This window comes from Heyndrickxia sp. FSL W8-0496, from assembly GCF_038007825.1.
In the GTDB taxonomy this organism is placed as follows: Bacteria; Bacillota; Bacilli; order Bacillales; family Bacillaceae_C; genus Heyndrickxia; species Heyndrickxia oleronia.
In genome coordinates this window covers 1,891,309-1,917,815 of record NZ_JBBOXX010000001.1, presented here as the reverse complement: position 1 = coordinate 1,917,815, position 26,507 = coordinate 1,891,309, and the positions used below count along the sequence as shown (strand labels likewise).

At 33.0% G+C, this 26,507-nt stretch carries 31 protein-coding genes; 10 read left to right on the top strand and 21 right to left on the bottom strand.

All coding sequences use genetic code 11. From position 1 onward, the window contains the following. Window positions 1-12 precede the first annotated feature (12 nt). Genes comGF through comGA form a run of 6 tightly spaced genes read right to left on the bottom strand, consistent with a single transcriptional unit; the run spans window position 13 to window position 3,587 of the window. Window positions 13-426 (bottom strand): competence type IV pilus minor pilin ComGF, encoded by a 414-nt coding sequence (gene comGF / locus NST63_RS09670; protein ID WP_341041963.1) that lies wholly within the window; start codon window positions 424-426, stop codon window positions 13-15. Further along, window positions 347-739, bottom strand: coding sequence for a type II secretion system GspH family protein (locus NST63_RS09665; protein WP_212943112.1), 393 nt, complete (start codon window positions 737-739; stop codon window positions 347-349). Before NST63_RS09665 ends, comGF begins: the two co-directional genes overlap by 80 nt. Next, a complete protein-coding gene (gene comGD, locus NST63_RS09660) occupies window positions 732-1,172 on the bottom strand; it encodes a competence type IV pilus minor pilin ComGD (RefSeq protein WP_212943114.1) in 441 nt (146 codons plus the stop codon). The genes NST63_RS09665 and comGD overlap by 8 nt, the downstream gene beginning before the upstream one ends. Further along, window positions 1,169-1,492 (bottom strand): competence type IV pilus major pilin ComGC, encoded by a 324-nt coding sequence (comGC, locus tag NST63_RS09655; RefSeq protein ID WP_071976172.1) that lies wholly within the window; start codon window positions 1,490-1,492, stop codon window positions 1,169-1,171. Before comGC ends, comGD begins: the two co-directional genes overlap by 4 nt. 15 nt (window positions 1,493-1,507) lie before the next feature. Beyond that, the gene (gene comGB / locus NST63_RS09650) at window positions 1,508-2,578 is read right to left on the bottom strand and encodes a competence type IV pilus assembly protein ComGB (protein WP_212943116.1); all 1,071 of its coding nucleotides are present in this window, start codon (window positions 2,576-2,578) and stop codon (window positions 1,508-1,510) included. Then, window positions 2,487-3,587 (bottom strand): competence type IV pilus ATPase ComGA, encoded by a 1,101-nt coding sequence (comGA, locus tag NST63_RS09645; protein WP_341041960.1) that lies wholly within the window; start codon window positions 3,585-3,587, stop codon window positions 2,487-2,489. Before comGA ends, comGB begins: the two co-directional genes overlap by 92 nt. A gap of 220 nt (window positions 3,588-3,807) precedes the next feature. On the opposite strand from comGA, the gene NST63_RS09640 reads away from it, so the two are divergent. Continuing rightward, window positions 3,808-4,050, top strand: a complete 243-nt coding sequence (locus tag NST63_RS09640) for a DUF2626 domain-containing protein (protein WP_058002183.1) — start codon at window positions 3,808-3,810, stop codon at window positions 4,048-4,050. A 403-nt stretch (window positions 4,051-4,453) separates the two neighbouring features. Here NST63_RS09640 and NST63_RS09635 read toward each other — a convergent pair whose 3' ends face one another. After that, a complete protein-coding gene (locus tag NST63_RS09635) occupies window positions 4,454-5,086 on the bottom strand; it encodes an MBL fold metallo-hydrolase (protein ID WP_212943275.1) in 633 nt (210 codons plus the stop codon). A gap of 222 nt (window positions 5,087-5,308) precedes the next feature. Between NST63_RS09635 and NST63_RS09630 the strand changes: the two genes are divergently transcribed. Then, window positions 5,309-5,482 (top strand): DUF2759 domain-containing protein, encoded by a 174-nt coding sequence (locus NST63_RS09630; protein WP_065107192.1) that lies wholly within the window; start codon window positions 5,309-5,311, stop codon window positions 5,480-5,482. Window positions 5,483-5,520: 38 nt separating this feature from the next. On the opposite strand, the gene NST63_RS09625 is transcribed toward NST63_RS09630, so the two are convergent. The 4 genes from NST63_RS09625 to NST63_RS09610 all read right to left on the bottom strand — a co-directional run bounded on the left by NST63_RS09625 (window position 5,521) and on the right by NST63_RS09610 (window position 9,994). Beyond that, the gene (locus tag NST63_RS09625; RefSeq protein WP_341041959.1) at window positions 5,521-6,645 is read right to left on the bottom strand and encodes a YqgU-like beta propeller domain-containing protein; all 1,125 of its coding nucleotides are present in this window, start codon (window positions 6,643-6,645) and stop codon (window positions 5,521-5,523) included. Window positions 6,646-6,717: 72 nt separating this feature from the next. Further along, complete coding sequence (locus tag NST63_RS09620; protein WP_341041958.1) at window positions 6,718-8,598, bottom strand: LTA synthase family protein; 1,881 nt, start codon at window positions 8,596-8,598, stop codon at window positions 6,718-6,720. A 205-nt stretch (window positions 8,599-8,803) separates the two neighbouring features. Next, on the bottom strand, window positions 8,804-9,781 hold the full coding sequence (locus NST63_RS09615; RefSeq protein WP_212943278.1) for an ROK family glucokinase: 978 nt from the start codon (window positions 9,779-9,781) through the stop codon (window positions 8,804-8,806). 15 nt (window positions 9,782-9,796) lie between these two features. Continuing rightward, window positions 9,797-9,994: a YqgQ family protein gene (locus NST63_RS09610; protein ID WP_078110806.1), complete on the bottom strand. Its 198-nt coding sequence runs from the start codon at window positions 9,992-9,994 to the stop codon at window positions 9,797-9,799. A gap of 166 nt (window positions 9,995-10,160) precedes the next feature. Here NST63_RS09610 and NST63_RS09605 point away from each other — a divergent pair, with 166 nt between their 5' ends. Beyond that, entirely contained in the window at window positions 10,161-11,042 is an 882-nt protein-coding gene (locus tag NST63_RS09605) for a hypothetical protein (RefSeq protein WP_341041956.1), read from the top strand. Here the strand turns inward: NST63_RS09605 and NST63_RS09600 are convergent. From NST63_RS09600 to rpmG, 4 genes are all read right to left on the bottom strand, one after another. Then, window positions 11,039-12,550: a rhomboid family intramembrane serine protease gene (locus tag NST63_RS09600; RefSeq protein ID WP_341041955.1), complete on the bottom strand. Its 1,512-nt coding sequence runs from the start codon at window positions 12,548-12,550 to the stop codon at window positions 11,039-11,041. The two genes, NST63_RS09605 and NST63_RS09600, sit on opposite strands and share 4 nt — an antisense overlap. Before the next feature lie 153 nt (window positions 12,551-12,703). After that, window positions 12,704-12,880, bottom strand: coding sequence for a hypothetical protein (locus NST63_RS09595; RefSeq protein WP_158022210.1), 177 nt, complete (start codon window positions 12,878-12,880; stop codon window positions 12,704-12,706). Between the two features lie 80 nt (window positions 12,881-12,960). Beyond that, window positions 12,961-13,524, bottom strand: coding sequence for a 5-formyltetrahydrofolate cyclo-ligase (locus NST63_RS09590; RefSeq protein ID WP_341041954.1), 564 nt, complete (start codon window positions 13,522-13,524; stop codon window positions 12,961-12,963). Window positions 13,525-13,597: 73 nt separating this feature from the next. Beyond that, a complete protein-coding gene (gene rpmG / locus NST63_RS09585; protein WP_058002175.1) occupies window positions 13,598-13,747 on the bottom strand; it encodes a 50S ribosomal protein L33 in 150 nt (49 codons plus the stop codon). 224 nt (window positions 13,748-13,971) lie between these two features. On the opposite strand from rpmG, the gene NST63_RS09580 reads away from it, so the two are divergent. Both NST63_RS09580 and NST63_RS09575 read left to right on the top strand, forming a co-directional pair. Beyond that, window positions 13,972-14,331 (top strand): hypothetical protein, encoded by a 360-nt coding sequence (locus tag NST63_RS09580; protein ID WP_058002174.1) that lies wholly within the window; start codon window positions 13,972-13,974, stop codon window positions 14,329-14,331. Window positions 14,332-14,350: 19 nt separating this feature from the next. Next, complete coding sequence (locus tag NST63_RS09575; protein ID WP_212943286.1) at window positions 14,351-14,899, top strand: endolytic transglycosylase MltG; 549 nt, start codon at window positions 14,351-14,353, stop codon at window positions 14,897-14,899. A gap of 147 nt (window positions 14,900-15,046) precedes the next feature. Here NST63_RS09575 and NST63_RS09570 read toward each other — a convergent pair whose 3' ends face one another. From NST63_RS09570 to sodA, 4 genes are all read right to left on the bottom strand, one after another. Further along, window positions 15,047-17,221, bottom strand: a complete 2,175-nt coding sequence (locus NST63_RS09570; protein WP_212943288.1) for a peptidoglycan D,D-transpeptidase FtsI family protein — start codon at window positions 17,219-17,221, stop codon at window positions 15,047-15,049. A 162-nt stretch (window positions 17,222-17,383) separates the two neighbouring features. Further along, window positions 17,384-19,522 (bottom strand): penicillin-binding transpeptidase domain-containing protein, encoded by a 2,139-nt coding sequence (locus NST63_RS09565; RefSeq protein WP_058002171.1) that lies wholly within the window; start codon window positions 19,520-19,522, stop codon window positions 17,384-17,386. Between the two features lie 125 nt (window positions 19,523-19,647). Beyond that, complete coding sequence (locus NST63_RS09560; RefSeq protein WP_058002170.1) at window positions 19,648-20,865, bottom strand: MFS transporter; 1,218 nt, start codon at window positions 20,863-20,865, stop codon at window positions 19,648-19,650. A gap of 190 nt (window positions 20,866-21,055) precedes the next feature. Next, window positions 21,056-21,664: a superoxide dismutase SodA gene (gene sodA, locus NST63_RS09555; protein ID WP_212943292.1), complete on the bottom strand. Its 609-nt coding sequence runs from the start codon at window positions 21,662-21,664 to the stop codon at window positions 21,056-21,058. A gap of 239 nt (window positions 21,665-21,903) precedes the next feature. Between sodA and NST63_RS09550 the strand changes: the two genes are divergently transcribed. The 3 genes from NST63_RS09550 to ispG all read left to right on the top strand — a co-directional run bounded on the left by NST63_RS09550 (window position 21,904) and on the right by ispG (window position 24,325). Then, window positions 21,904-22,677: a DUF1189 domain-containing protein gene (locus NST63_RS09550; RefSeq protein ID WP_341041952.1), complete on the top strand. Its 774-nt coding sequence runs from the start codon at window positions 21,904-21,906 to the stop codon at window positions 22,675-22,677. Window positions 22,678-22,789: 112 nt separating this feature from the next. Next, window positions 22,790-23,113 (top strand): hypothetical protein, encoded by a 324-nt coding sequence (locus NST63_RS09545; protein WP_212943295.1) that lies wholly within the window; start codon window positions 22,790-22,792, stop codon window positions 23,111-23,113. A gap of 117 nt (window positions 23,114-23,230) precedes the next feature. Then, window positions 23,231-24,325, top strand: coding sequence for a flavodoxin-dependent (E)-4-hydroxy-3-methylbut-2-enyl-diphosphate synthase (gene ispG, locus NST63_RS09540; protein ID WP_139254887.1), 1,095 nt, complete (start codon window positions 23,231-23,233; stop codon window positions 24,323-24,325). Window positions 24,326-24,414: 89 nt separating this feature from the next. Here the strand turns inward: ispG and NST63_RS09535 are convergent, their stop codons facing one another. Further along, window positions 24,415-24,792, bottom strand: a complete 378-nt coding sequence (locus NST63_RS09535) for a DUF4190 domain-containing protein (RefSeq protein ID WP_242598159.1) — start codon at window positions 24,790-24,792, stop codon at window positions 24,415-24,417. A 202-nt stretch (window positions 24,793-24,994) separates the two neighbouring features. On the opposite strand from NST63_RS09535, the gene NST63_RS09530 reads away from it, so the two are divergent. Next, window positions 24,995-25,570 (top strand): hypothetical protein, encoded by a 576-nt coding sequence (locus tag NST63_RS09530; protein WP_212943296.1) that lies wholly within the window; start codon window positions 24,995-24,997, stop codon window positions 25,568-25,570. Between the two features lie 40 nt (window positions 25,571-25,610). On the opposite strand, the gene NST63_RS09525 is transcribed toward NST63_RS09530, so the two are convergent. Then, window positions 25,611-26,033, bottom strand: coding sequence for a Fur family transcriptional regulator (locus NST63_RS09525; protein WP_058002163.1), 423 nt, complete (start codon window positions 26,031-26,033; stop codon window positions 25,611-25,613). Window positions 26,034-26,244: 211 nt separating this feature from the next. On the opposite strand from NST63_RS09525, the gene NST63_RS09520 reads away from it, so the two are divergent. Continuing rightward, window positions 26,245-26,499, top strand: a complete 255-nt coding sequence (locus tag NST63_RS09520) for a DUF2624 domain-containing protein (protein WP_058002162.1) — start codon at window positions 26,245-26,247, stop codon at window positions 26,497-26,499. The last annotated feature ends 8 nt before the right edge of the window (window positions 26,500-26,507 follow it).

The following is a 26,507-nucleotide window of genomic DNA, read 5'->3' as shown; positions in this document are numbered from 1 at the left end:
GACTCCTTCCATCTATTGACGATATACGATTGAACTATAATAGGCATCCCGTTGATGATCATTAATAAATTGAATGTGAACTTGCAACTTTAAATCGTTTACTCTGAATAGTACCTGATCTATATTTTGTAATACAATTTCATGACCTTCAGAATCAACTCTTCGTCTTAAGACATTCCCATACTGTTCATACATAATCATTTGATTGTTCCTTTTAAGAAAAAGCCTATTATTACTTACATCCCATCCATCACTTTCCCTCATTTCTTTTCTTAACTGGATTAAAAAAAGAGTCCATTCATAATCCTCTTCAGTTGATAAGGATTGATTAATATGCTCGTATGTTTTAATCAACAGGGGGAAAAGGAGAAAGATCATCGAAATGATAAGCATCGTAAGAATACATTCTGTTAAAGTAAAGCCCATCTGATTTTGTTTCTTCCTTAGTACAATGATTCCTTTCAGCATAATAAACACAAGCCTTCCATTCCGGGTTATTTTCAATAAAAACTTGATATGAAACACCATCAATTTGAACTTCATTCGCAATACTTGTTCCATTAATGACATATTCCTCAAGATGTTCATAAAGTACCCTAACAGCAGTCAAATCCTGTTTTTCATCTATTTGTTTTTGTAAAATCAAGAACATTAATGGAAATAAAAGAGCAGTAATCATCACCATTCCTCCAAGAGAGAGAATTCCTTCTGCCAATGTGAATCCCTTACTATTATTCAAATCGAAATCTCCCCCTTCCAATATAAAATATCAGCTTCATCTCACGTTTATCACTTTTAAAACGCAGCGTTCCAAATTTACTTATATTTCCACTTGGTAATATTGTATATGAGGTTAAACTGCCACCACTTAACATGTCGATTGATGGTGGTAGTTTTCGATCAAAGAGGACTGTACTATCGCTTGTTGAAAGGGCTGTATATTGATCATAGTAGGGATAAAACTGAACCAATACTGATTCATGGCGATTCATGGCATAGGACTGTGCATAATAAAGATCTGCTTCAAGTTGGGTTATAAATACATTCCTTTCAATTGCCCCCCTCATTTTTTTGACACTTGCGCTCCCAAGAAGCAGGAAAATTGTTAAAACAAGTAAAACTATTAAAACTTCAATAAGTGTAAAACCCCTTGACCCTTTTAGCACGATCATGATGGATCCTTTACTTCTGTGACTTTCCCTTCGGAATTGATGGAAATTTCATTCCCATTCGGACATTTTGTCTTTTTCTCTACTAGATACCCTTCATTTACTAATTCTTGAATCGTATTCGGAAATTTTTTATACTCCATTTCATACGCCTGAACCTGTCCTTGTACCATTTGAACAAAAGCCTCACATCCTTTATTATTTATCGATTTACTATGCTTTGTAATATTAGGAATGGCAACAAAAATTAATACCGTAATAATTAATAAGACAACAAGCATTTCTATTAATGTGAAACCACTTTTATTTTTTAATATTTTCATTTCTTCATCACCTCATTAAATGGAATCTATCATTTCAAACATTGGCAAGAGAATAGATAAATACACAGAAACAACCAAAATTCCAATAAAGATAAACATAATTGGTTGTAGGAGCCGAAAGATTTTTTGTATCTTCTCTTCAAGTTGCTTTACACAAAACCGACTGTAAAACTGTAGTTCATCATCTAATCGACCATTTTTCTCACCATGCATAGTAATTGTTATAAATTGTTGATCCAAAAATTTCAATCTAGAAAGAGCATTAGAAAATGAGTAACCAAATTTCAATTCTTTTCGAATAGCAAAGGCTATTTCTCGTATCAATGGTTTAAAATTTTGACTAGACATCATATCCAGAATTTCGTGAACAGAAAATCCGCTTTGTAGCAAAAAGCTCCATTCTCTTGCTAAAAAATGACTTATATATAATTTGTAATAAAAATGAACAAATGGGATATGACATATCCATTCTGCTCTTTCAATCGGATTTTTCTTGCGAAATAGAAGATAAATGAAAAAACTAACACAAATAATCAAGATTAGGATCATTAACAAGTAAAATTGAGAATTTTTCATTAAGGAAATTAAAAAACTAACGGTAAAAGTAGGTTGATAATTCATCGAAGAATAAAGTAATTCAAATTGTGGTAGTAAAAAATTTTTTAACAGTTGCAGAACAAATGCGAGGAGAAAAATGAGCAGTAAGGGATATTGAAAAAGCTTCATCATCGTTACCTGGTCATGATGTTTTTTGGTTAAATAGGTTCCTGACTCCTTCAAAGCATATGATAAATTGCCATGCTGGTCTGCAAAAAACAATTGTGCACAAACCTTTTTATCAAATTTTTTTCGATTTAATACTTCATAAAATGGGACTCCATTTTGTAAATCGACTAGTATATCATTAGGGTTGATTTTCGAATTACTCTTAAGATGCTGCAAAAAATCTATTGCCTCTGCAAGAGTGAAGCCGTTTTCAAGCATCTCACCTATTCTATTTAAGAATATCCCCTGAACCTTTAATGGGATTCGGTTCTTCCTCATCAAAAACCCAACGATCGTATTCGCTTTTGGAAATGTATCCAAGTGCAATCCCCTTTCTTATTACTTTCTTTAATGTTTGATAGTTCGATCGACAGTTTTGACCTTTGGCCTCATTTAACACACTTTTCAACATTCTTCCTGACAATAATTCATAAACCGCTGTCCGATTTCCTTTTTGGAAATTCGAACAAAAACGGGAACAACGCTCGCCACAAATCGAACATTTTAATGATACAAGTCGCTGTGCACTAACTGCTATCAATGTTTGTTCAATATCATGCCATTCCACCCCAAATTCTAATAAACGATAAATCGCCCCCTTTGCATCCCTCGTATGCAATGTACTAAGCACCAAGTGTCCTGTTAGCGCTGCTCTAATTGCAATTTTAGCTGTTTCACTATCCCGTATTTCCCCAACCATAATCACATCAGGATCATGACGTAAAATAGCCTTTAATCCAGTACTATAAGTAATACCTGCCTTTTCATTCACTTGCACTTGCACAAATGAACTATTTTGCTGCTCTACTGGATCTTCAAGTGTAATGACATTTCGCATGAGCTGATTGGAACAATGATCCACTAATGTATACATTGTTGACGATTTGCCACTTCCCGTTGGTCCAGTAAAAATAATCATTCCATGAGAGTGCATGAGCAGTGCGATTAATTTTTTGGTAATCATAGGGAACAGCGAAATTTGATCGATAGTGATGGATTGATGTTGGGGTAGGATTCGTATAACAAGACTTTCCTTGGCGAGGGCCGTTGGTAAGGTAGAAATTCTAAACGAAGTCTTTTTCTCGTGCATGAGATGAAATGAACCACTTTGAGGTCTTCTTCTTTCACTAATATCCATTGAGGAGATAAATTTAAAATGAGATATTAGCCTTTCTCCAATTTCTAATGAATAATCACAATATGGAGAGAGTCTTCCATTAAATCTAAATTGTACATGGTAATCTTTTGTCCTTGGGATAATATGGATATCTGTTGCACATAAATTGATTGCTTGTCCCAGTAGTAAATCAGCGATTTTTTCTATGGACATATATCATAAGCCACCACCTTTAATTATTTTATAACTACTTCGACAAAAAGTTTCAATCTCCTTCATAAAAATATATTTTAATCCTAAATTTTTCAATCAATTTTTATGTGTATTTATCACGTAAATGTCACAAACTAAAATACCGAGATATTTACATTTTCTATACTTTTCCTTTATAATAATAAATTGATGGAGTAAAAGGTACAAAGGAGGGATACATATGGATCGCATGTACAGAGTATTAGGATTTTGGACAGCAATTTTTGCAGTCATGCTTTATCTTGGGGATTTAAACACACTTGCATTATTATTCCTTGGTCAAACCGTATTCTTTGTTCTACTAAGTTATTTGAAATTATCTGAACGTATGTATATGTATATTTTTGGGGCGTACCTTACAATCTTCTTCGCTGGTTTTACATACTATACAACATTCATATTAGTACCAGGTGTAGAACATTAATTAAAAGAAGACTCTTGAAACGTTCAAGAGTCTTTTTTTTAGGCTCTTTTCTCAAATATTGTTGCTATTTAAGTAAAGTTATCACTAATAAATATCGACTGAGGACGGCTACACGTTTCATATTATTAAGAAAAGAGCTGCAATCTCCATAAGACCCACTAGAATCCTTTATGGTAGTAAAAGCCGGTAGTTAGTCTTTTACAATAGCAACAAACTATACGAAAACAGCCTTTTCTTGCTATGAAAGGCAATATTCAATACTGGTTATTAATGTTCAAAAATTTCTGCTTTGTTCAACTCAATTGCCTAGCCCCTCGAAGTTAAACGTCTACAATAAAAGCAAAAGCAGATTTCATTATGGAGTGAATATACTTGATGGGTTAAGTAAGCTGTTTGTGCTTTCTTATTCTGCTAAGAAAGGATTCGTTCGTTTCTCTTTTCCTATAGTTGTTTCTGGCCCGTGTCCCGGCAAAACCATCGTATCATCAGGTAATACTAATAATTTTTGTTTAATACTTGTTAATAATTGTTGATGGTTTCCGCCTGGAAGATCGGTACGACCAATACTCCCTAAAAACAAGGTATCTCCTGCAAAAACCGTAGATAATTCCTTTATATAATATGAAAGACTGCCGGGTGAATGACCAGGTGTTTCAAAAAGTTCAATGGTAAATTCACCAATGGTCAATGTATCTTCTTGATGAATAATATAATCCGCTGGTTTTTGCTGAACTGCATTCCCCATCATAAACATCTGTGACCCATTTAAGTGAGGGTTATTTAACCAGTCAGCTTCCTTTTTGTGAATATAAACAGGGATATGGAAGACATCTCTCATTTGGTCTACTGCACCTATATGATCAAAATGTGCATGGGTTAATAAGATAGCGATTGGTTTAAGCTTTTGCTTATTAATAATTGAATGGAGCTTTGCTCCTTCATCACCTGGGTCAATAATAATACATTCCTGTTGATCCCCAACAAATAAATAGCAGTTCGTTTCTAATGCTCCTAATGGAACTCTTTGCCATTTCATTATATTAACACCTCTTTTTCAATCTTGTTCATTAATCGTAACATAGCTATAAAATATATTGTACAAGTATTGATTTTGTTTGGGTATACTATTAACAAGTCAAAGAACTTTCACTTTTGTACCTCGACAAATTTATTATAAAATTGTAAAATATCATTGAGTGCCATTATCATTTTACATATGAAAAATTGTCTACTTTACGAAGGAAGGGGTCATTATCAAATGGGTACAGTCATCATTTTTGCTTTAGTAACATTACTTGCTGTATTTGGAACAGTTAGTGCCTTCAAAAATAAAAATCCATTAGGAATTGTTTTTGGCGTAATTACACTAGGTGTTTTTGGTTGGTTTACTGTAATGACAGTTATTCATTCAGGATACCCAGCAACAATATAATCAATTAAAAAGAACAGAGTATATTGGCTCTGTTCTTTTTATATTTCTTCGATTTCTTTAACAAGGGGAATTACCCGTTTCCCTTTAAGATCTATAATATTTTCGAACTGATATCCATATAAACATAATTTTTCATTTGGTGAACATGTAATTGGTTCATTCTTTAAGTTTTTAAATAACACTTTTTCTTTCTGATTTTCAATATCAAAGCTAATTAATTTATAATCCTGATCATATTGATCGATTGAGCCGCTTTCATATGGAATAAAAGAAAGGAAGTGCTTATCCTTCTCTAAGTAATCATTAAAAGGAACCAACCATTCATTAAATTGACTTAAATGAGGGACGCGAAAGGAAAACTTATCTTTTAAGGATTTATTATAAAAATGATAAATTGCTTCTTCTTTCGCCTGAGGATTCACTTCAACTGTCATGAGAAGATCCTTATATGTATCAAATTGATATAGATTAGTTTTTAGAGTTTTTGGTTGATCTACTTGTTTTAAATTATAAGAAATTAAGTTCGATGGAGCACTTGAGTCTTCCTTATTCCTGTTTTGCATAATTAGAGAATGACTACCAAACCATTTAACAAACGGATCGTCAAAAACATATTCAGTCATTTGTAATTGATTTAATTGAAGAACCTCAACCTTATAAGTCCAATCCTCATAAAATATGGTCAAAGCAAGGAGCTGTGGATTCTCTTTATTCCAGTTATAAGTCAGATCAAAGGACTCTATATCTTTTGAGTAAATCGTTTTACCTGCATCGTCCAATATATAAATTCTAGCAAGATTACTTAATGGAGCGGTTTGAATTAGTACCTTTGAACGATCAGGGCCTATTTTTACCGTTTTGATTGAGTCCTTACTATTAAAAAAGAGAGATTGTTTTCCACTCGTTATATTATATTTATAAACCTGAAACTCCTGATCATTTTTAGTAATATACAATATGGTATGATTATCAAACCAACCAGCAACTTTTTCAAATTCACCATTATCAACATGTATTGGTTTCAATTCCATGATAGGTTCTTTTGGTTTTTGAATCGTTTGATGATCCGAATATTCCTTTTCACAACCACTTAAAAGAAAAAGAAATAACATAAAAGAGAAGATTGTATAAAAGTTATGATGTTTATGTTTTTTCTTTTTCATCTGTTACACTCCTTATATATTTCTCTACCCTTACAAGAAAAATAAGAAAACCCTATTATACGAGTTTTCTTATTATAGATTATCACTTACAGTTGATGTATAAAATCTTAGCAGATCTCCGTAAATGATCTTATCAGAATAATCAAGCTCCATATTTGCTTTTTCTTGAAAATCACGACAAAAACTTTTATCTATTACTTCTCCAGTGTCTCGCAAATAACAGTTATTTGCTGTCCAAGCATACTTGTCAGTTATAAATTGACCATCTCGGAGAACGGTAAAATTAAGATGATCTGGAGAAAATAAATCTTTCCCAAATTGTATATCTTTTTTTGTATCCACTCCTAATAGATGAAGTATGGTTGGTCGAATATCAATTTGGCCACCTACTTCGGATAGCACCTTTCCTCTTCCGTTATCAGTAACACCAGGTATATGGATAATGAAAGGAACCCTTTGCAGATCTAAATTTACATATGGGGTAATTTCTTTCCCTAAATATTCCCCCATCGAATGATGATGGTTTTCAGATATACCGTAATGATCACCATACATCACGATGATCGAATGATCATATAAACCTGCCACTTTTAATTTTTCTATAAATTTTTTTATGGCTTCATCCTGATAGCGAACAGTGGTGAAATAACGATTCACCATCTTATCACTAGATGTATATTCATTGATTAGCTTATCTGATTCATTCAAAATAAATGGATGATGATTGGTTAATGTAAGCATTTTTGCATAAAACGGAGTTGGCATATTCTTCATTAAGTCAACAGATTGTTCAAAGAAAGGAATATCCTTCATTCCCCAGCCTACAGAATTCTCATCAGTGATAGAATAGGATGTTGAGGAGTAAAATCGTTGATACCCTAAAGATTTATACATTATATCTCGGTTCCAAAAGCTTTTATTATTTGCATGCATTCCTGCTGTAAAATAGCCATTTTGGTTTAATTTTTCAGCTAAAGAATTATATTCATTACTTGCATGCGTAAAAAATACAGCTCCTCGATTTAATGGAAATAATGAGTTTTCCTCTAAAAATTCTGAATCTGAGGTTTTTCCTTGGCCTGTTTGATGATAAAACTGATCGAAATAATAGCTATCCTGAATAAACTCATTCAAAAATGGTGTGATTACTTGACCATTCACTTTGGAATTAATAACAAAGCTTTGTGTTGACTCTAGGGAAATAACGATAACATTTCTTCCTTTCGCTATTCCAAAAAGCTTTTCATTCGGCTTTGCATAATTTGCACGTACATAATTCTCAATATCAATTAAGTTGCTCCCATTTGCCAGAGCTTTTTGTGCGGATGTTTTTGATTGAAGGAAAATATCGTATAAATGATAATTAAAGGAACCAATATTTTTTACTAAGATTTCTCTATCAAACGTTCGTGAAAGCAACTGTGGACGTTGTGCTTCAGCTAATCCTAGATTTAAAAACAAAACTGCTCCTGTTACAAGAAAATAGGCCCTTCTGTTGATTCTATTGGTCTGCTTAAAAGTCACCAAGCTGGGTTTGAACTTAACAAGAAGCATTAAAATTATTACATCTATAAAGTAAACAAAATCCCACCAATGAATCTCTGCTACTGCGCTATCCCCTAAATCACCAAAATTACTTGTTTGAAATAAAACCGGCAGTGTTAAAAAATCGGTAAAAAAACGATAAAAGACAACATTCGCATAAATAATCAAAGAAAGAAATACACTCATCAGAATAATATAGCGTATTCGTACTTTTTCCGATTTAAAGAATAGTGACAAGCCAAATACAAACAACAAAAAACTTGCAGGATTTATAAATAATATAAATTCCTGCATCCAATTTTCAATCTTAATCTGGAAAGCTGTCTTATAAATAAGGTAGGTCTTGATCCAAAGAGCTATTGCTCCGATAACAGGAAACAAAATATTCATCTTTTTAAATTTGATCATTTATACATTGGAAACCTCCTTCATCCAAAAACTCCGATAGTGGGGATTTATTTTTCCACTATGCACTATGATCCATGTCGGAAATTCCATAAAATTAAATTGAACTACGTGCTAATCGTAATACCCAATATATATGACGTCCAAAACCATTAAAAAGTTTCATGTTTGTCCAAAGATTTGTAACATACCTTTGCTAGCTCATAATTTATTTATTTCCAACATTCCCCTGAATTAGCCATGCAGCACCAATTACACCAGCATCATTCCCTAAAGTGGCTAAATCAATACGTGTAGATTGAGCTACAGTTGAGAATGCAAATTTTTGAAAATAACGAATTAACGGATCTAATAAAGTTTTCCCTGCTCGTGATACGCCACCGCCAATAATTATTTTTTCAGGATTAAATACATTCCCAACATTCGCCAATGCAATGCCTAAATAAAATACAACTCTATTTACAATTTCATTTGCCAGTATGTCGCCTTCTTTTACACTGTCAAATACATCCTTAGCAGATATTTTTCCATTTTCAGAATAGATGTCCTTCAATAATGAATCATTTTCATATGCATGAATAGCTTCAGTAGCCAATCGTGATATTCCTGTTGCTGAAGCAATAGTTTCTAGGCAACCTGTTTTCCCACAATTACAAGGAGCTCCATTCTCTGGGATAACCGTAATATGGCCGATTTCACCAGCTGCTCCTTTGATACCTTGAACGATTTTTCCATTAGTAATAATTCCACCACCAACACCTGTTCCTAATGTCACACAAACGATATCTGTAGCGCCCTGTCCAGCACCTTTCCACATTTCTCCTTGAGCTGCGCAATTTGCATCATTATCAATTACTACTGGCAGTCCAGTTAGTTGTGTTAATGTGCGAGAGATTGGATAATTATTTTCCCAGCCAAGATTGACTGCTTCATAAATAATTCCTTCCTCTAAATTTACTGCACCAGGAGCGCCCATTCCAATTCCCTTAAGAATTTCTTTCCCTACATTTAGTCTACCTAATTGTGTATCAATTGACTCAGAAATATTTTTTAAAATATTTTTTCCGGCATCGGTATTATCTGTATCAATTTCCCATTTATGTATAATATATCCATCCTCGTGAATAAAAGCTAGTTTAGTAGTAGTACCTCCTAAATCCACACCTACAATCCATTGTTTTTCCATCCCATTCTCCCCCATTTACCATAATTCATTTTTATTTTTTTCTTGTCTTAAAACTAAGATTGCTCGTTGAAATATTTCTTTCTCGATTAATCCTAATTTGTATAACTCTTTAACTTCCATTTCCATTAATTCTATATCAGCATTTCGATTTCCTACGTAAATGATGATGCCAAATTTTTTTAATAATTGTTGTACATCATAAAATGTCTTCAAATCCACACCCTCTTGACTTCAACCGGATTCTAATCATAAATCAGTATAGTAGATATTATGCTGATGAACAAGTTTCAGAAAGATAAATTTGAGCTAAACAAACATAAATAAAAAATGGTGATCGTATAGTAGATTGAAGGGACAAGCAAAAGGTTGGGGCGATTCAATGAAACGAAAAAAACAAAATTTCGGATGGATGATTCTATTTATAACAATTCTAATCTTTATATTAAAAGTAACACTATCACCAGTTAAAGAAACAATTATTTTCTTTCCGCTCCATAAAGAAGCACAATTTATTAAAGCGGAATCACAGTTAAATGTTACAGCTTCAAAAGTCAGTCCTAATAAATATAATCTTACCTATCATCTCTACTCAGAATTGGATCGATCGGCTTATTTAAGACAGGATATAGGATTATTGTATCGAAATGGCAAACTTGCAAAGATCATTGGACTTAAAAATTGGAAGCAATATTCAGCTAACCTGAACCAGAATGATTTGATCAAGAATAATGACACAGCTTTCTACCAAGCAATTTCCTACCATTATGGTGAAATACAAGAGAATAGCAACATTACTAGTGTTCAAACAATGTCTATGGATTCACTATATGTTGTTAAATCAAAGTACGGTCAAACATTTAACTCTTTTCATCATCCCCAATCAGAATTAGAAAAGGAGTGGCAGGATACATTAAAACCATATATTGATAATCAATTAAATGCAATTTGGAATAAAGGAATGAACGAACTAGATATTAATCGTCATCAATATAATTTAGTTATCCCACTGACTGAATTATCCACCTATAAAGATAAACCATTACCTGGGTTTACTATGAGAAAATCAGAGGAAATGATCGGGAAGTTATGGGAAGGGATGTATAAGAATTACCTGTTTGGAATAAAAACAGAAGAAGGTACATCCATTAGTCCTTATGGAAGTACCATTCCTCTATTATTATTTAATCGAGACAAAACGGAAATTTTAGTACTGATTATCACAAAAGATTTTCAGCCTATAATCTTGAAACAGCTGATTTAACCTTCTAATTGATTCAGTTGTTCAAGATATTCTTTATACTTTTTATCATCTGATATTTGAATTGCCTCTTTTAAATGCTGTTTAGCCTTTGTAATATTCCTATCATCTTGATAATAGATTAGTGCTAAATTAAAGTGGGCTTCATGGAAATCAGGTTTTAATTGAATCGTTTTTAATAAATGCTTTTTAGCATCTTCAGTTTTATTAAGCTGCAACTCTGTGTATGAAAGCTGGAAATACGTTAATGCATCTCCCTTTCCTGTCTTTTCAAAATTACTTAATCGTTCATATACTTTTTCATAGTTTTGTCCTTTTTGAATTTCATGCTGAGCCCAGCTATTTATACTTGTTGCTGTTTCATGATGGTAGCCAAAATATAATGAAACGGCAGTGATGATCATTGTTAGAAGAAAAGCTCCGATCTGAAGCTGCACTTTCCGTTTGTTAGGAAAATACACAATAGCTGAAGCAAGAAATCCTCCAAGGAGACCTCCAATATGTGCAGAAAGATCAATAACTGGAACAGTGAAGCTAATAACCAAATTTAATATTAGGACTACAATAACATTTGTTCCCATCGTTCTAAAAAAGATCTTAGGATTAGTAGCACCTATAAATAGTAATGCACCAAAACATCCGTAAATTGCACCACTCGCTCCTGCCGATATTTGATCACTAAATATAAAACTAGCAAGTACACCAGCAAATCCCGAAAAAAGATAGATCAATATAAAACGAATTCTACCATAGACTCTTTCAACAATTGTACCTAGAAAATAAATAGCAATTGAGTTCATAATCACATGTGAAAGTCCAATATGAAGAATGATTGGTGTTATAAATCTCCACCATTCTCCTTCCATAATCGCAGGATTATACTTCGCACCATATTTGATTAAATTCTCAATATTTGTACTTCCGCCAGTTATCTCTAAGAGAATAAACATAATAATCTGGATAACTAAAAAAGCATATGTAAAAAACGGCTTCCCATTATTAAAAAACTGTTGTTCTTGTTGAGAGCTTTCTACAGCTTTGTTTAATGCAGCTGATTTTATTGCTAATATCTCCTGATCATCATATTCATCTTTAAGCTGAATGGCTGATGGAATATTGATGATACTTCCAAAACCATTCACTTCTTTGTCAATTATCACACTATGAACAGTTGTTTTTTTATTCACCTGAAGCGGATGACGAATATATGATTCATATTCATCTACAGGTGTGTATTCACTAATATAAAGGTTTAAGACAGTTAATTCCCTTTTCATTAGATGTTTTCGTACATTTTCTGCTCTTACAGCAGTATGCTGGATATCACGTTGAAGCTTATTTCCCCAATCAAGATCATAGCGCAATAACCGAATGACTTGAGCATCTTTTTTTGAAGTATTTTCAAGCCATAATTCATCATGCCGTTCACTAATTTGCAATAATGAATAATTTTTTTCTATTATAAAATAATGGGCTAATCTCCAAAATAAAAAATCCTCTCTACTACTCAATCAAGCTCCTCACTCTCTATTTTTTCTTTTACTGTTTTTTCTATTTATGTATAATCAACAACAACATTTTATATAACTATAACGAAAAAACAGACCAACTGTAAAGGAATCTCCATTGTCTACAGCTTGTCTGTCTGCAATTTAAATATTTTTTTATCGGAAAGCACTCTCCATAAATTTGGATTTAACTCCTGGAATGCTCATTACCACTCTAATAGCTATTTTTCTAAGCCAGTAGCTACCCATTACAACATTTAATAATTTATATCTATACTTGAACACACTATAAATAAAAACTCCTGATAGTAACCACTTAAACAAGGTTTTCATCAGCATTCCTCCCATATAAAGTGTCAATGTTTATCAAGTATAGTGTGTGAAGGAAGACATCATTTTATCCAAAGTCTGTACTATTTGCAAATAATCTTATCACTTTCCGTTATAATGATATCTACCGGTATATCATGGTCCTCTATGGGTAAATTTTCTTTTATTTGTTCACTAAAAGCTAAGGAAATTTTACTTCCTTCATATTTAAGTAAAAAACGATCATAATATCCGCCACCGAATCCTAAACGATAACCTTGTTTAGTAAAGGCTAAGCCTGGGACAATGATTAAGTCTAAGTCTGTTCTTTTAATTTCACTCGCTATATCTATTGGCTCATAAAGTCCAAAATAAACACTTTCTAACTGAGTAAAAGAAGTAATTTGTTTAAAGACCATTTCCTTTGTTTGAGGTACACACTTAGGAACTGCTACCTGTTTTCCTATATCCCAAAGGTGACGAATAATTTGCCAAGTATCAACTTCAGGGAAACGGGATAGTGTAATCGCAATTGTATTGGCTTCTTTAAATTCCTTAAGTTCTTTCAAGCGTTTCGAGATAACATAGGAATTTTGTTCATATGTACACCGATTCAATGTGTCTAGGCTTTTCTTATACTTTTTTCTAAGTTCACTTTTTTCCATCATCCCCACCCCACCTTTTATCATTCAAGAAAAAAACCTAATATAAGAAAAAAAAGCAGCGGGATAGCCCAGCTGCTTACTTTGTTTCGCGATGTGCAGTTACACGTTTTTCTCTAGGACAGTATTTTTTAAGCTCAATACGGTCCGGATTATTACGCTTGTTTTTTGTTGAGATATAGTTACGCTCACCGCAATCTGTGCAAGCTAAAGTTATATTTACACGCATGTCTTTCCCTCCAAACTTCATTGCATTCATCACTATTCATACGACTTTTCTATAATATCATTTTTCTTATGGAAATGCTAGTCCGTTTTTATTTCCTTTTCAAGAAGAATAAAAAGTTTTGATACTTGAAGAACCTTCCAGAATAATAATACATCATAATTATGGAAGAAAACGTTTGTTTATGCTATAAATGAAAAGGAGCAAAAAATTGAAAGGGTGAGTATATGAGTGCATTAATTATTTTGCTGCTCATTTTGTCCATTATATTATTTATCGTATCCTTTTTCCAAAAGGATCAATCATCAAATGTAAAGAAAGAATTGGACGATCTTTCTATGAATCTATATCAAGAAACCTATCAAATGAATAAACGAATTAAAGTTTTAGAGGAAGAACTTCTTGTTGATGATCAATTGATGAAAAAAGAGCTATCAAAATCGGACAAGCCTATTGTCAATGAAATATTAAGGAACCAAGTAATTGCTTTATTTAAGCAAGGTTTAAGCGTTGAGCAAATATCCAAACAATCCGCTTTAGCTCAAGCAGAAGTAAAAAATGTGATTGCTAACTTTTTAAACCAGTAAGAAGGCGGGTGAAATACATATGGGCAAACAAATAACGAGAGCCTTCGCTGCAGGTCTTTTACTTTCAGCCATACTCATCCTTATTTTTAAACCATTTGATTCTGGTGACAAGGAAGCGGCTGTAAAAAAAGGCTATGTCCAAGTTAAAGAAACTGAATATAATCAAATGAAAAAAGAAAAAACAGAATGGGAAGAAAAGTATAAGGCCCTTTCAGCGAAGAATAAGGAAACTTCAGTAAAACCTAAGGATGATAAGTCAAAGACAAAATCCGATAAAACTGAAAAAGAACCGAAAAAAGATACAACAAAAGATAAAACAAAAGATACAGCAAAGAAAGAAACAACTAAGGAACCAATTGTTAAATATCAATTGACAATCAAAAAGGGAATGACTCCTAACCAAATAGCAGAAAAGCTAAAGGCAGCAAAAATTATTGATCATCAAGGAAATTTTGTTGAGTATTTAATTAAAAATAAATATCATGAAAAAATCCAACTTGGTGACTTTAATGTAACAAATGAAATGGATTATAAAGAAATTGCTGTTATTATTACAAAAGGTAGATAACGTAAATGAAAGAAACCACCTAGATTACTCTAGGTGGTTTCTTTTTATTAGAAAATAGTCATAGGTATTGAATATGAGTTTCTATTTTTTTATGAACCATTTGCATTGTTTAAAATTATTTCATAGTTTAATTTAAGATATTCAAAACTATTCTGATTGATCCTCTGTTATATTTGCTTGTTTTTTAGCATCGTCTATATTTTCAACTTTATTTGTTGAGCTTGATTTAGTTAATCCTTCTTTTGCACGTTTTTCTTTTAAATCAAAATATGCTTTAAAAACTTCGTCAGCAATCTCAAGATTTACGTGTGTTTTATCAGTCGTTGACCAAGGTAATACGACTGAAAGTGCAATTTCTGGATTATCATATGGTGCATAGCCTACAAACGTCAAGTTATATAACATAGGATGAACCGGTAACGGTCCGTCATAAAGTGCTTGGGCTGTTCCAGTTTTACCAGCAATTTTATATTTTTTATTTTTTATCGTTGCATATCCCGTACCATTAGGATCATTCACGACTAATTTAAAACCATCTTGTACCCTTTCAATCCATTCGGTCTTCATATCCACTTTATTCAACACTTTAGGTTGGATTTCTTGAATTACAGGGCCCATCTCATCAATTTTTTCATTTGGCTCACGAACTTCTTTTCCTATATGAGGTTGAATTCGGTAACCCCCATTGGCAATTGTAGAAACATATTGAACAAGCTGAAGTGGTGTATAAGTGTCATACTGTCCGATGGCAAAGTCCAGAACTTTCCCTGACTCTGGAGGTATTTGACCAGCACCATACCCTGTTTGTTCTCCAGGTAAATCAATACCTGTTTTAATCCCTAAACCAAATTGTGCAAAATTCATCCGAAACTTATTTATTGCATCAATTTTATCAATGCTTAACTTTCCATGCGGAATATAATTTTGCTGTCCTCCAATTTTCATCGCAGTTTTAAACATATATACGTTGGAAGATTGTTTTAGTGCAGTTAAGTCATTTATACTTCCCATCGTCTTCCATGATTTTTTAACCTTTGTTCCAGCTAAATAAACAGGTTCATCTCTAATTACTTCACCTGGATGAATTGCTCCTGTTTGATATCCAGTTAATACAGTTGCACCTTTAACAACTGAACCAGCTGAATAAGAAGTAGTCATATTTCCTAAAGCAAAATCCGCAACATCAGTAGAACCCGTATCTTTATCACGAATATATTGCTTACCTGCCATTGCTAAAACTTCACCAGAATTAGGATTCATTACTGAAACAAATGCTCGATCTATATAGGGTTGGCCAATTTTTGCCTTTGCTAATTTTTCCTTAATTATCTTTTCAACCGCTTGCTGGAATTCAATATCTATGGAGAGTACGAGATCATCTCCTCGTTTACCTTCCCTTATAACATCTGATTCTAATACATTTCCCGCCTTGTCTGTAACATTTTTCACTTTCTCTTTTCGACCCTGCAGAACATCCTCGTATTGATATTCTATGTAACTTTTTCCTACTCGATCGTTTCGACTATAATCTCTTGCTAAGTAGTAATCAACAAGTTCTTTTGGCAAGCCCTCTTTAGAACTGGAAATTTTGCCAATCACAGACCCAAGAGTTTCATTGCCGGCTTCGTCCTTATAAACATTATATCGATCCCAATCAGTAGTCGTATTGACGCCAGGTAGTGAATCAAGATTTTCACTAACAATCGCATATTCATCAGGTGAAACATTTTTGTTTTTTATTATTTGTGGAGAAAGAGGATATCCTCCAATCATCTCACGATAGATAGCTAATACTTCTAACTCTTGCTTTGAAAAGGAATTGATTTCATCATCTGTAATTCGATCAAGTGTTAGTTTATAGATCTTTGTATTATCATTTTTAAGTTTTTCTTTTTCAGCCTTTGTAACTTTTTCATCAGCCTGTTTCGGATGATTTAAGATCCAAAAATCTTTTTTATCTCTAACCGTTATTGCCTTAAAGTCTTCTTCTGTATCTTTTTTTATAATCTTTGCTAAATCCTTTGCAACTTTTAAAATATCCTCTTGCTTAATATTTTGTGGCCTAGTATATGTAATCGCATTTAACGGTTTATTACCAACTACTAATTTACCATTACGATCTAAGATTTTACCACGTGGTACAGAGGTATTTACCGTTACATTCTCTTTTCTATCAATTTCCCGTTTATAATCATCACCATAAACAATCTGAACGATTCCTAAGCGAAGAATGAGGACAGAAAATAGTATAAAGACAACAAAAAAAAGAATATTCATTCTTAAGCCGACAAACGCCTTTTTTTTCTTTTTCGTTTTCTTCAATAGACAAATCCCTCCCACTTTTCTACATCACTCTACATTGTATAGGAAAAGAGGGAGAAATTCTATAAATATCATGAAGAAATAAAAGGAAAAATGTAAAAAAATAATGAAACTTTTTCTTAACTATTCCTCAATGGTTTCTTCATTTTTAGTTGTATCCATTTATTTTTTTATTGTTTGTATTGCAGTACTGTTCTCCATTTCACCACGATTTTTCTTTAGTTCAAAATAGGCTTTAAATACTTCATCTGCTATAACAAGATTAGGTGAAAAATTCTTATCTGTAACAGACCACGGAACGACAACTGAAATGGCCACCTCAGGATTATCATAGGGTGCATAACCAGCAAACGTCAGGTTCCAAAGCATCGGATGACCTGCTTTTGGTCCGTCATATTGTGCTTGTGCTGTACCTGTTTTCCCGGCAATTTTAAATTGCTTATTTTTAATCATTCCATAACCTGTTCCTAATGGTTCATTAACGACAGAAATTAGTCCCTGCTGTACACGTTCAATCCATTCTGTTTTCATGTCTAGTTTATTTAATATCTTCGGACTAATTTCCTGTATAATTGGACCCAATTCACTCATATGCTCTCCTGGTTCACGAATTTCCTTAGCAAGATGTGGCTGAATCCGATACCCTCCATTAGCAATAGTAGAAATGTATTGTACAAGCTGGAGAGGTGTATAGGTATCATATTGTCCAATGGCAAAGTCTAATACCTTCCCTGGTACATCAGGAATGGCTCCTCCGTAACCAATCTGTTCTCCCGGCAAGTCAATTCCTGTTTTGACACCTAATCCAAATTGCGCAAAATTATGACGGAACTTTTTTAATGCTTCTACTTTATCAATATAAAGAGGTCCATTCGGGATGTAGGTTTGTTGCCCCCCTATTTTCATCGCTGTTAAAAACATATAGACATTTGACGATCTTTTTAATGCGTAAAGATCATTTATTTGACCAAATCCACTCGTATTCCATGAACTTTTTTTCTTCGTATCTTTAAAGTATAAAGGGCGATCCTCCAGATAAGTGTTAGGAGCAATTGCACCTGTTTGATATCCGGTTAACACTGTAGCAGCCTTGACAGTGGAACCCATCGAATAAGATGTGATCATATTTCCTAATGCAAAATCAACCATTTGGTTATTACCAGTCTTATCTGCCTCCAATAACTTCCCACCCAAAGCTAGTATTTCACCCGTATTAGGATTCATAACTGTCACAAAAGCCCGATCTAAATATGGTTGACTTGCGGTCTTATGTTTCATAATTTCTCGAGAAATAATTTCCTCTACTTTTTGCTGAAGCTCCATATCTACTGAAAGAACAAGATCATTCCCTCTTTTTCCTTTCCGTATGACATTTGATTCAATCACATTTCCTTGTTTATTCGTTACATTATTAATTTTTTCTTTTTGTCCTCTCAATATCTCTTCATACTGATATTCTAAATAGCTTTTACCTACACGATCATTGCGGCTATAGCCAATGGCCTCATAATAGTTTGCTAATTCACGAGGTAACCCCTCTTTAGAGGTTGTTATTTTTCCTAGTACTGATGCGAGTGGTGCATATCCATTTTCTTGTTTATAAGTATTATAACGATCCCAATCTGTCATCGTATTGACACCGGGAAGTACATCTAAATTCTCTGCAATGATAGCCATTTCTTCTTTCGTTACATTTTTATTTTTAATAATTTGTGGCGATAATGGGTAACCACTCATCATTTCTCGATATATAGCAAGTACTTCCAGCTCTTTTTCAGTGAAAGACTGGATTTCCTTTTCGGTAATTCTTTTAAGAATTAATTGATATATTTGCTTATCATATTCGTTTTTATCGAGTTTTTTCTTTTTTAACATTGCTTCATCTAAAGGTGAAATTTTTGCTTGTGCCTTTTTAGGATGTTTTAAAATCCAAAAGTCTTTTCGGTCCCTCTCCGTTATGGCTTTTATATCTTCTTCAGACTTTTTATTTATCATCCCAGCCAATTTTTTAGCAATTTCTAATATTTTTTCGGTTTCAATTGATTGTGGTCTAGTATAAGTGATGGCATTAAGAGGCTGATTCCCAACGATCAAATAGCCATTTCGATCAATAATCTGACCCCGCGGGACGGGTATCGAAATGATTACATCTTGTGTTTTCTTAATCTCATTTTTGTATGTGTCCCCATAAACAATTTGAACAATACCTAAACGAAAGATCAACAAAGAAAATAATAGAAAAACTATAAAAAAAAGGATATTCATTCTAATAGGAATATAAACTCTTTTTTTCTTACTCATTTTTTCACCACTTTCTCTTAATCCCTTTCTTATATTGTAAAAGAAAAAATGGTGAAATAGTATTAAAATTTAGAAATATCTAAATAAAAAAGATGTCACCATAAAAAATGGGACACCTTTTTTATCTAAGGCATAGATTGAAATTTTACTCTTCTTAAAAAATAAAACACACATAAGTATCCTGCACCTAAAATCATCAATAGAAATGGTATGCTTTTATCTTGATTAAAAAATGTTATAGCTCCAATAAAAGCTAGGATGGAGACAATTCTACCGAGATTTAAAAAGAGTTCTCGCACAACGATATATTCAATTCTCGCTTCTGCCGCCTTCCAGCCTTTCCCTATTACATCATATGTCATCGAAATGTATGGGACAAGAACGATCGGGTAGGCAATGGCAATAACAGCTGCATAAATCAATAATCTAACGTAACTGAAATCAAATACAATAATATAAATGGCTCCATATAAAAGAATTCCTCCTAATAGAATCGCTTTTTTTCGAAACTTATTTTTAATAAATTTCGGAACAATTGAATAGGCAATAAAGGAAATTCCTGAATTTATTAATCCAAAAGTTCCTAAAGCGAATTCGCTTCCTGTTGAAACAAAAACAAAAACGGATATGATGAAAGCGAATGTTCCATCTCGTAGGCCTTGAAAAAAATGAGCAGTGGTAATTAGTCGCCAATTCTCATCATTTTTTCTTTGACTTAAAACACGAGCTAATAAATAACTTCCATGAGCAGGACGCCTTTTAATAAAGAAGCTCAGAACTACAGCTAGAGCAAAAAGAGTGAGAGAAAGACCAAACACAATCGTATATCCAAGATTTGATACAAATCTCGAAATGATATATCCTGCTAATATTGGACCTATCATGCCTCCTCCAGAGCTCAAAGTTCCTAAAAAACCGTTGAAAAAATCTCTTGTCTCTGGCTCAGTGATTTCAAATGTTAGGACATTAAAGGCTAACCAATAAAAGCCATAACCAATTCCTAACAAACCTCCTAAAACGATTAAATATCTTGATGCATGTTCACCAAAAAGCAGCACCGAAATATAAAAAAGGGCCAGAAAAATCACACCAATTCTTAGTACGATGACTCTGTCTATTTTTTTCGCCCACCTCCCAGCAAGAATAAATGTAAGTGGTTGAAAAATAACAACTGATAAATTATAAACTGCTAAATCAATAAATTCACCTGATTGTTTCCATAAGTAAATGTTTACAAAAGTATTAGAAAGTGCCACACTGAGTGAATATATACCACCAATAAATAACAATAAAGAAAGATCTTTTGTTAATTCAACTTCACCTAACCATTTTCTAAATATCATAAAAAACTCCCCTTTTTCATCCTTTATAGCTTTTGAAAAAGGGGGGACATTATACATATTTTTGCGAAGGCACTTTTTTAACTTTATTGTTATATACAATTTCTATTGTTAATTCAGCAAGAAATGGTTGAACAATCTTTTTAGATAAAATAATAAAAAGCACCGGAAAACCGGTGCTTTAGTTATTTTATTACTTTGCAGCTGAATATAATTTAGCTACTTCATCCCAATTTACTACATTCCAAAATGCTTTAATGTAATCAGGACGGCGATTTTGATAATTTAAGTAATACGCATGTTCCCAAACATCTAAGCCTAAAATTGGTGTTTTACCTTCCATAATTGGGTTGTCTTGGTTTGGAGTGCTTGTTACTTCTAATTCACCATTATTTACAACTAACCAAGCCCAACCTGAACCAAAACGTCCTGCAGCTGCTGTTGCAAATTCTTCTTTAAATTTGTCAAGGCTGCCGAATTTTTTATTAATCGCTTCAGCCAACTCACCAGTTGGTTCTCCTCCACCATTTGGAGATAAAAGCTTCCAGAATAATGAATGGTTTGCATGTCCGCCACCATTATTACGTACAGCTGTACGTTTAGCTTCAGGAACTGCATCTAGGTTTGCGATTACTTCTTCTACTGATTTGTTAAGAAGTTCATCATTTCCTTCAAGTGCAGCGTTTAAGTTTGTAACATATGTGTTATGATGTTTTGTGTGATGAATATTCATAGTTTCCTTATCAATATGTGGCTCAAGAGCGTCATATGCATAAGGTAATTGTGGTAATTCAAATGCCATGGTAAATTCCTCCCTATGTAAAGTGATTGAATCAAATGATTCATTATTTTCAACTTAAGATTACCAAAGTTAGTAGGTGTTGGGCAAATATATTGCCTATTTTTTTAGAAAAAAATTCCCTGACATAGAAACTTCCTTAATAATTCACAATTTGAAATGACATTTAGTAAAAAAAAATCTAAAATGATAAATAGTTGTACAAATCTAGAATAGTGTATAAATGAAGGAAGTGATGTTTAATGACGATTATCCAACGATTTGTTAAAAGCTTATATTCACCAAAGGATATTGCCAAATATCGTTTTCTTGGAATCGGAAGGACGATATTATATGTATTTTTACTAATGCTACTTTCAACAATTCCCAGTCTTTATCATCTATCAAAAATGTCTATTCAAGCATTAAACGAAGGAAAGCAAATTTTTATGGACGAATTACCTCCGTTTATCATTGAAAACGGTGAATTAACATCAAATGAAAGAAAACCGATCATTATTAAAAAGGATGGCTTTGATATTATCTTTGATTCAACTGGAAAGACCACGGAAAATGATGTTAGAAATCATGGAAATGCGATTGCTTTATTAAAAGATGAATTTTTTGTTGTTAATAATCAAACAGGTCAAAATTTCTCTTATTCTACCTTTCAAGATAAGAAAATGGAAAATAAAGATATCGATAAATTTTTAACATCCATTCATGGGGTTCTATGGATTGTGCTTCCAATTATTTTTGTTTTTCTATATTTATTTACTGCTGCATTAGGATTTATAAAAGTATCTATTTTTGCTGGCATTGGGGTTTTAATCGCTCAAGCTCTTAATCGTAAACTTCAATACCGTCAAAGCTGGCGGCTTGCTGCACATAGTATTACCTTGCCAACTGTATTTTTCTTCTTAATGGATGCCATAAAAACAGTTGTTCCTGGTGGACTTTTTATCAACTGGATCGTTTGTTTCATAATGCTCTATCTAAGCATTCGTGAAATACCACAACCAAAAATGAAAGCATGACAAAAAAACTGGCTTAAATGGTGAGCATCAATATTAGCTCTAAAAAAAGCCAGTTTTTTTGTCATATTTCTTCGGGACTAGCATATATATTCTAAAAAAGGAGGCGCTAGTCTTGAAAAAAATCCTCGCATTCGTCGCAGTAATTATTGTTATTTACAGTATCTATATTGATTTAAATTTTGGTACTATTCCAGCTATCTCACATGCTTCCGAAGTAAAGGAAAATACTAAACCGTCTACTGCAAAAAAATCCTCTTCTTATAAAGAAATAATCATTAAGCCTGGAGATACTGTCCTATCCGTCGTTGAAGGAGTTAACAAAATCCCGCTTTCGGTGTCTATCGACAAAGTCATAAATGATTTCATCCAATTGAACAACGGAATAAAGCCAGAAGAAATTCAAATTGGTCAAATATATAAGATGCCTTTGTACTGAAATAAATAATCTAGCTTCAATTCCTTGTCAATAATAGCGAAATACTGATACAATACAAATGGTTATAACTAATTATAATTGTTTTTAATATAAAGGAGCGAATTACCCTTGGGTGAAATTACACATCGTTCAAAAACTCGTCCCGTTAAGGTTGGGAACCTAACGATCGGGGGCAGCAATGAACTTTTTATTCAAAGCATGACGACGACAAAAACACATGATGTGGAAGCGACAGTAGCTCAAATTAAACGTTTAGAAGAAGCTGGCTGTCAAATTGTACGCGTCGCTTGTCCAGATGAAAGAGCAGCAAACGCCATTCCGGAAATTAAAAAAAGAATTAATATCCCACTAGTGGCAGATATACATTTTGATTACCGCTTAGCCTTAAAGGCCATTGAAGGCGGAGTGGATAAAATTCGTATTAACCCAGGTAATATTGGTAAAAGGGAAAAAGTAGAAGCTGTGGTTAATGCTGCAAAAGAAAAAGGTATTCCTATTCGTATCGGTGTAAATGCTGGTAGCTTAGAAAGACATATTTTACAAAAATATGGATATCCGACAGCTGATGGTATGGTCGAAAGTGCATTACACCATATTAAAATTCTAGAAGATCTTGATTTTCACGATATTATCGTTTCAATGAAAGCTTCTGATGTTAACCTTGCAATCGAAGCATACGAAAAGGCTGCTCGTGCATTTGATTATCCTCTACATCTTGGTATTACTGAATCTGGAACATTATTTTCCGGTACTGTTAAAAGTGCTGCAGGTTTAGGAGCTATTTTAAGCAAAGGAATTGGTAATACACTTCGTATTTCACTTAGTGCCGATCCTGTTGAAGAAATAAAAGTAGCTAGAGAACTACTTAAATCTTTCGGATTAGCATCGAACGCAGCAACGTTAATTTCATGCCCAACATGTGGCAGAATTGAAATTGATTTAATTAGTATTGCTAATGAGGTTGAAGAATACATTTCAACGATTAAAGCACCTATTAAGGTTTCTGTATTAGGCTGTGCTGTAAATGGTCCTGGAGAGGCGCGTGAAGCTGATATAGGTATTGCAGGTGCACGTGGTGAAGGTCTTTTATTCCGGAAAGGCCAAATCGTCCGTAAGGTACCTGAAGAAACAATGGTTGAAGAATTAAAAAAAGAAATCGATCAAATTGCTGAAGAATATTATCAAAAACAAAAAAATGAACAAAAAGCATAAGAAAAGTGCGGAATTGATCCGCACTTTTTTTTTTTGGCTCCTACATTCAAGCGATCCATTATTTTAATTTTTCTAAATCACTAGCCTATTTAAAAAAATGGTTGAACAAAAATTCCAAGGATAAGTGAAACAACACCAATTCCGATACTCCATGCACCTAAAGCTCTTGCTCCCCTTCTTCTTGCAACAAAGCCAAGTATAGTTCCAGCTGCCCCAAGTACTATCGGTAAAAAAAATAGGGATAGAACAGATAACGCTAATGCTGACCAGCCAATGACTTTTCCACTAACATGAGCATGTTCATGATCCTTGTCTTCACTTACATCATTTTCACGATCACGATTAAACGAAACCGGTGCAGCAACTTCTGCAGCCGTTTCCTCATGATAGTCATGATTTTCCTTGTCTTCCATACGTTCCTTATGAAAACTATCTTCTAGCTTGTCATAACGTGTTTCATCATTCATAATATCCCTCACTTTCTAATAGTAAGTGCAGGAGCATTATTATTGTGTGCTATTCTTATTATTTCATGACAACAATCTTTTCCAGTACCAAATCATATTACAACGATTAAATCCTATATATGTTCACTTTTTTAATAAATATGTTACACTTTTTAATGTTACATATTCGATATTATTTGAAACTGCTAAAGGAGTTATAAAAATGATAAAAAAAAGATTTGGAATTGATATTGATGGAACCGTCACCCATCCTGATTCCTTAATTCCCTATATTAATGATAAATATCACTTAAAGTTAACTTTAGAGGATATTACTGAATATGAATTAACCAATGTTATAAATATACCACCAAAGGAATTTTACGAATGGTTTACTGAATCTGAACCAATCATTTATTCTGAGTCACCGCTCGCAATGGGAGCAAAGGAAGTTTTAACGAAATGGAAAGAGCAATTCCAATTGTTCTTTATAAGCGCAAGAAGCTCCCATTTATTAGATGTGACTGAAAAATGGTTTAATAAGAATGATTTACATTACCACCATATTGAACTGATTGGATCCCATCATAAGATAGAGACAGCAAAAAAGTATGAAGTAGATCTCTTTATGGAGGATAAGCATGATAATGCTGTAATGATTCACGAAGAGCTTGGCATTCCAGTAATTTTATTTGATACACCTTATAATAGAGACTCTATTCCTGATGGTGTCATAAGAGTGAAGAACTGGTATGAGGCAGAAAAATGGGTAGAATCTTGGATTAAGAATCAACAGTAAAAAAGTCAAAAAAATCATAAGGTTTATTCCTTATGATTTTTTATCCATTTATTTTTATACATTCAGGACATTTACCGTATATCTCGAACTTATGTCCTGAAACATTATAACCGACTAAATCCTCATCTAATACTGCCATTGGACATGTTTGAATTTCTTTTGTTTTTCCACAGTCAAGACATATAAAATGATGATGATGTTCTCTTGTTGCACAACTAAACCTAAAATTTTTCTCACCAGACAATTCAGTTGCTTCTAGAATTCCAAGATCCACGAATAAGGATAAATTACGGTAAATTGTATCAAAGCTTAATCCCGGATAATCGTCCTTCATATATTCAAGAACATCTTTTGCCGTTAAATACCTATTATTTGAAGCAAATAACTCAAGCATTTGCTCTCTTTTACCTGTATGTTTAAATCCCTTATCTTTTAGTTTTTGTATTGCACTTGTCACTTGCATGGTTTACACCTCTTTTAAAGATGCTATTCATTTAAGAATGATTTCGATTTATTCTTCTTCCTTAAGTATACATGAGAAAATATAATATGTAAATTTATCAACTTGATTCTTACCACTATGGAGGCAACTATGTGGATTTTTGATAAAAAATACATTTCTATGAACATTTATAATGTCCCCTTCATATGTATCAATGAGGGGTGATGTACAGATGAAATTACTACAAAATGTAATTAATTACAAAATCAACATGATTACAGGTGATGAATTATTAAAATACGCCAAACAATTTAATGTTCAATTATCAAAGAGTAATGCACATAAAATCGCTGCCTATTTACGTGGAAAACAAGTTAATATTTTTGATGATGCAGAACGAACAAAACTTATTAAAGCAGTAGCAAAAATAACTGGACCTGAAACAGCAAAAGAAATTAATCGTATTTTTATCCAATTCACAAAATAAAAAACATT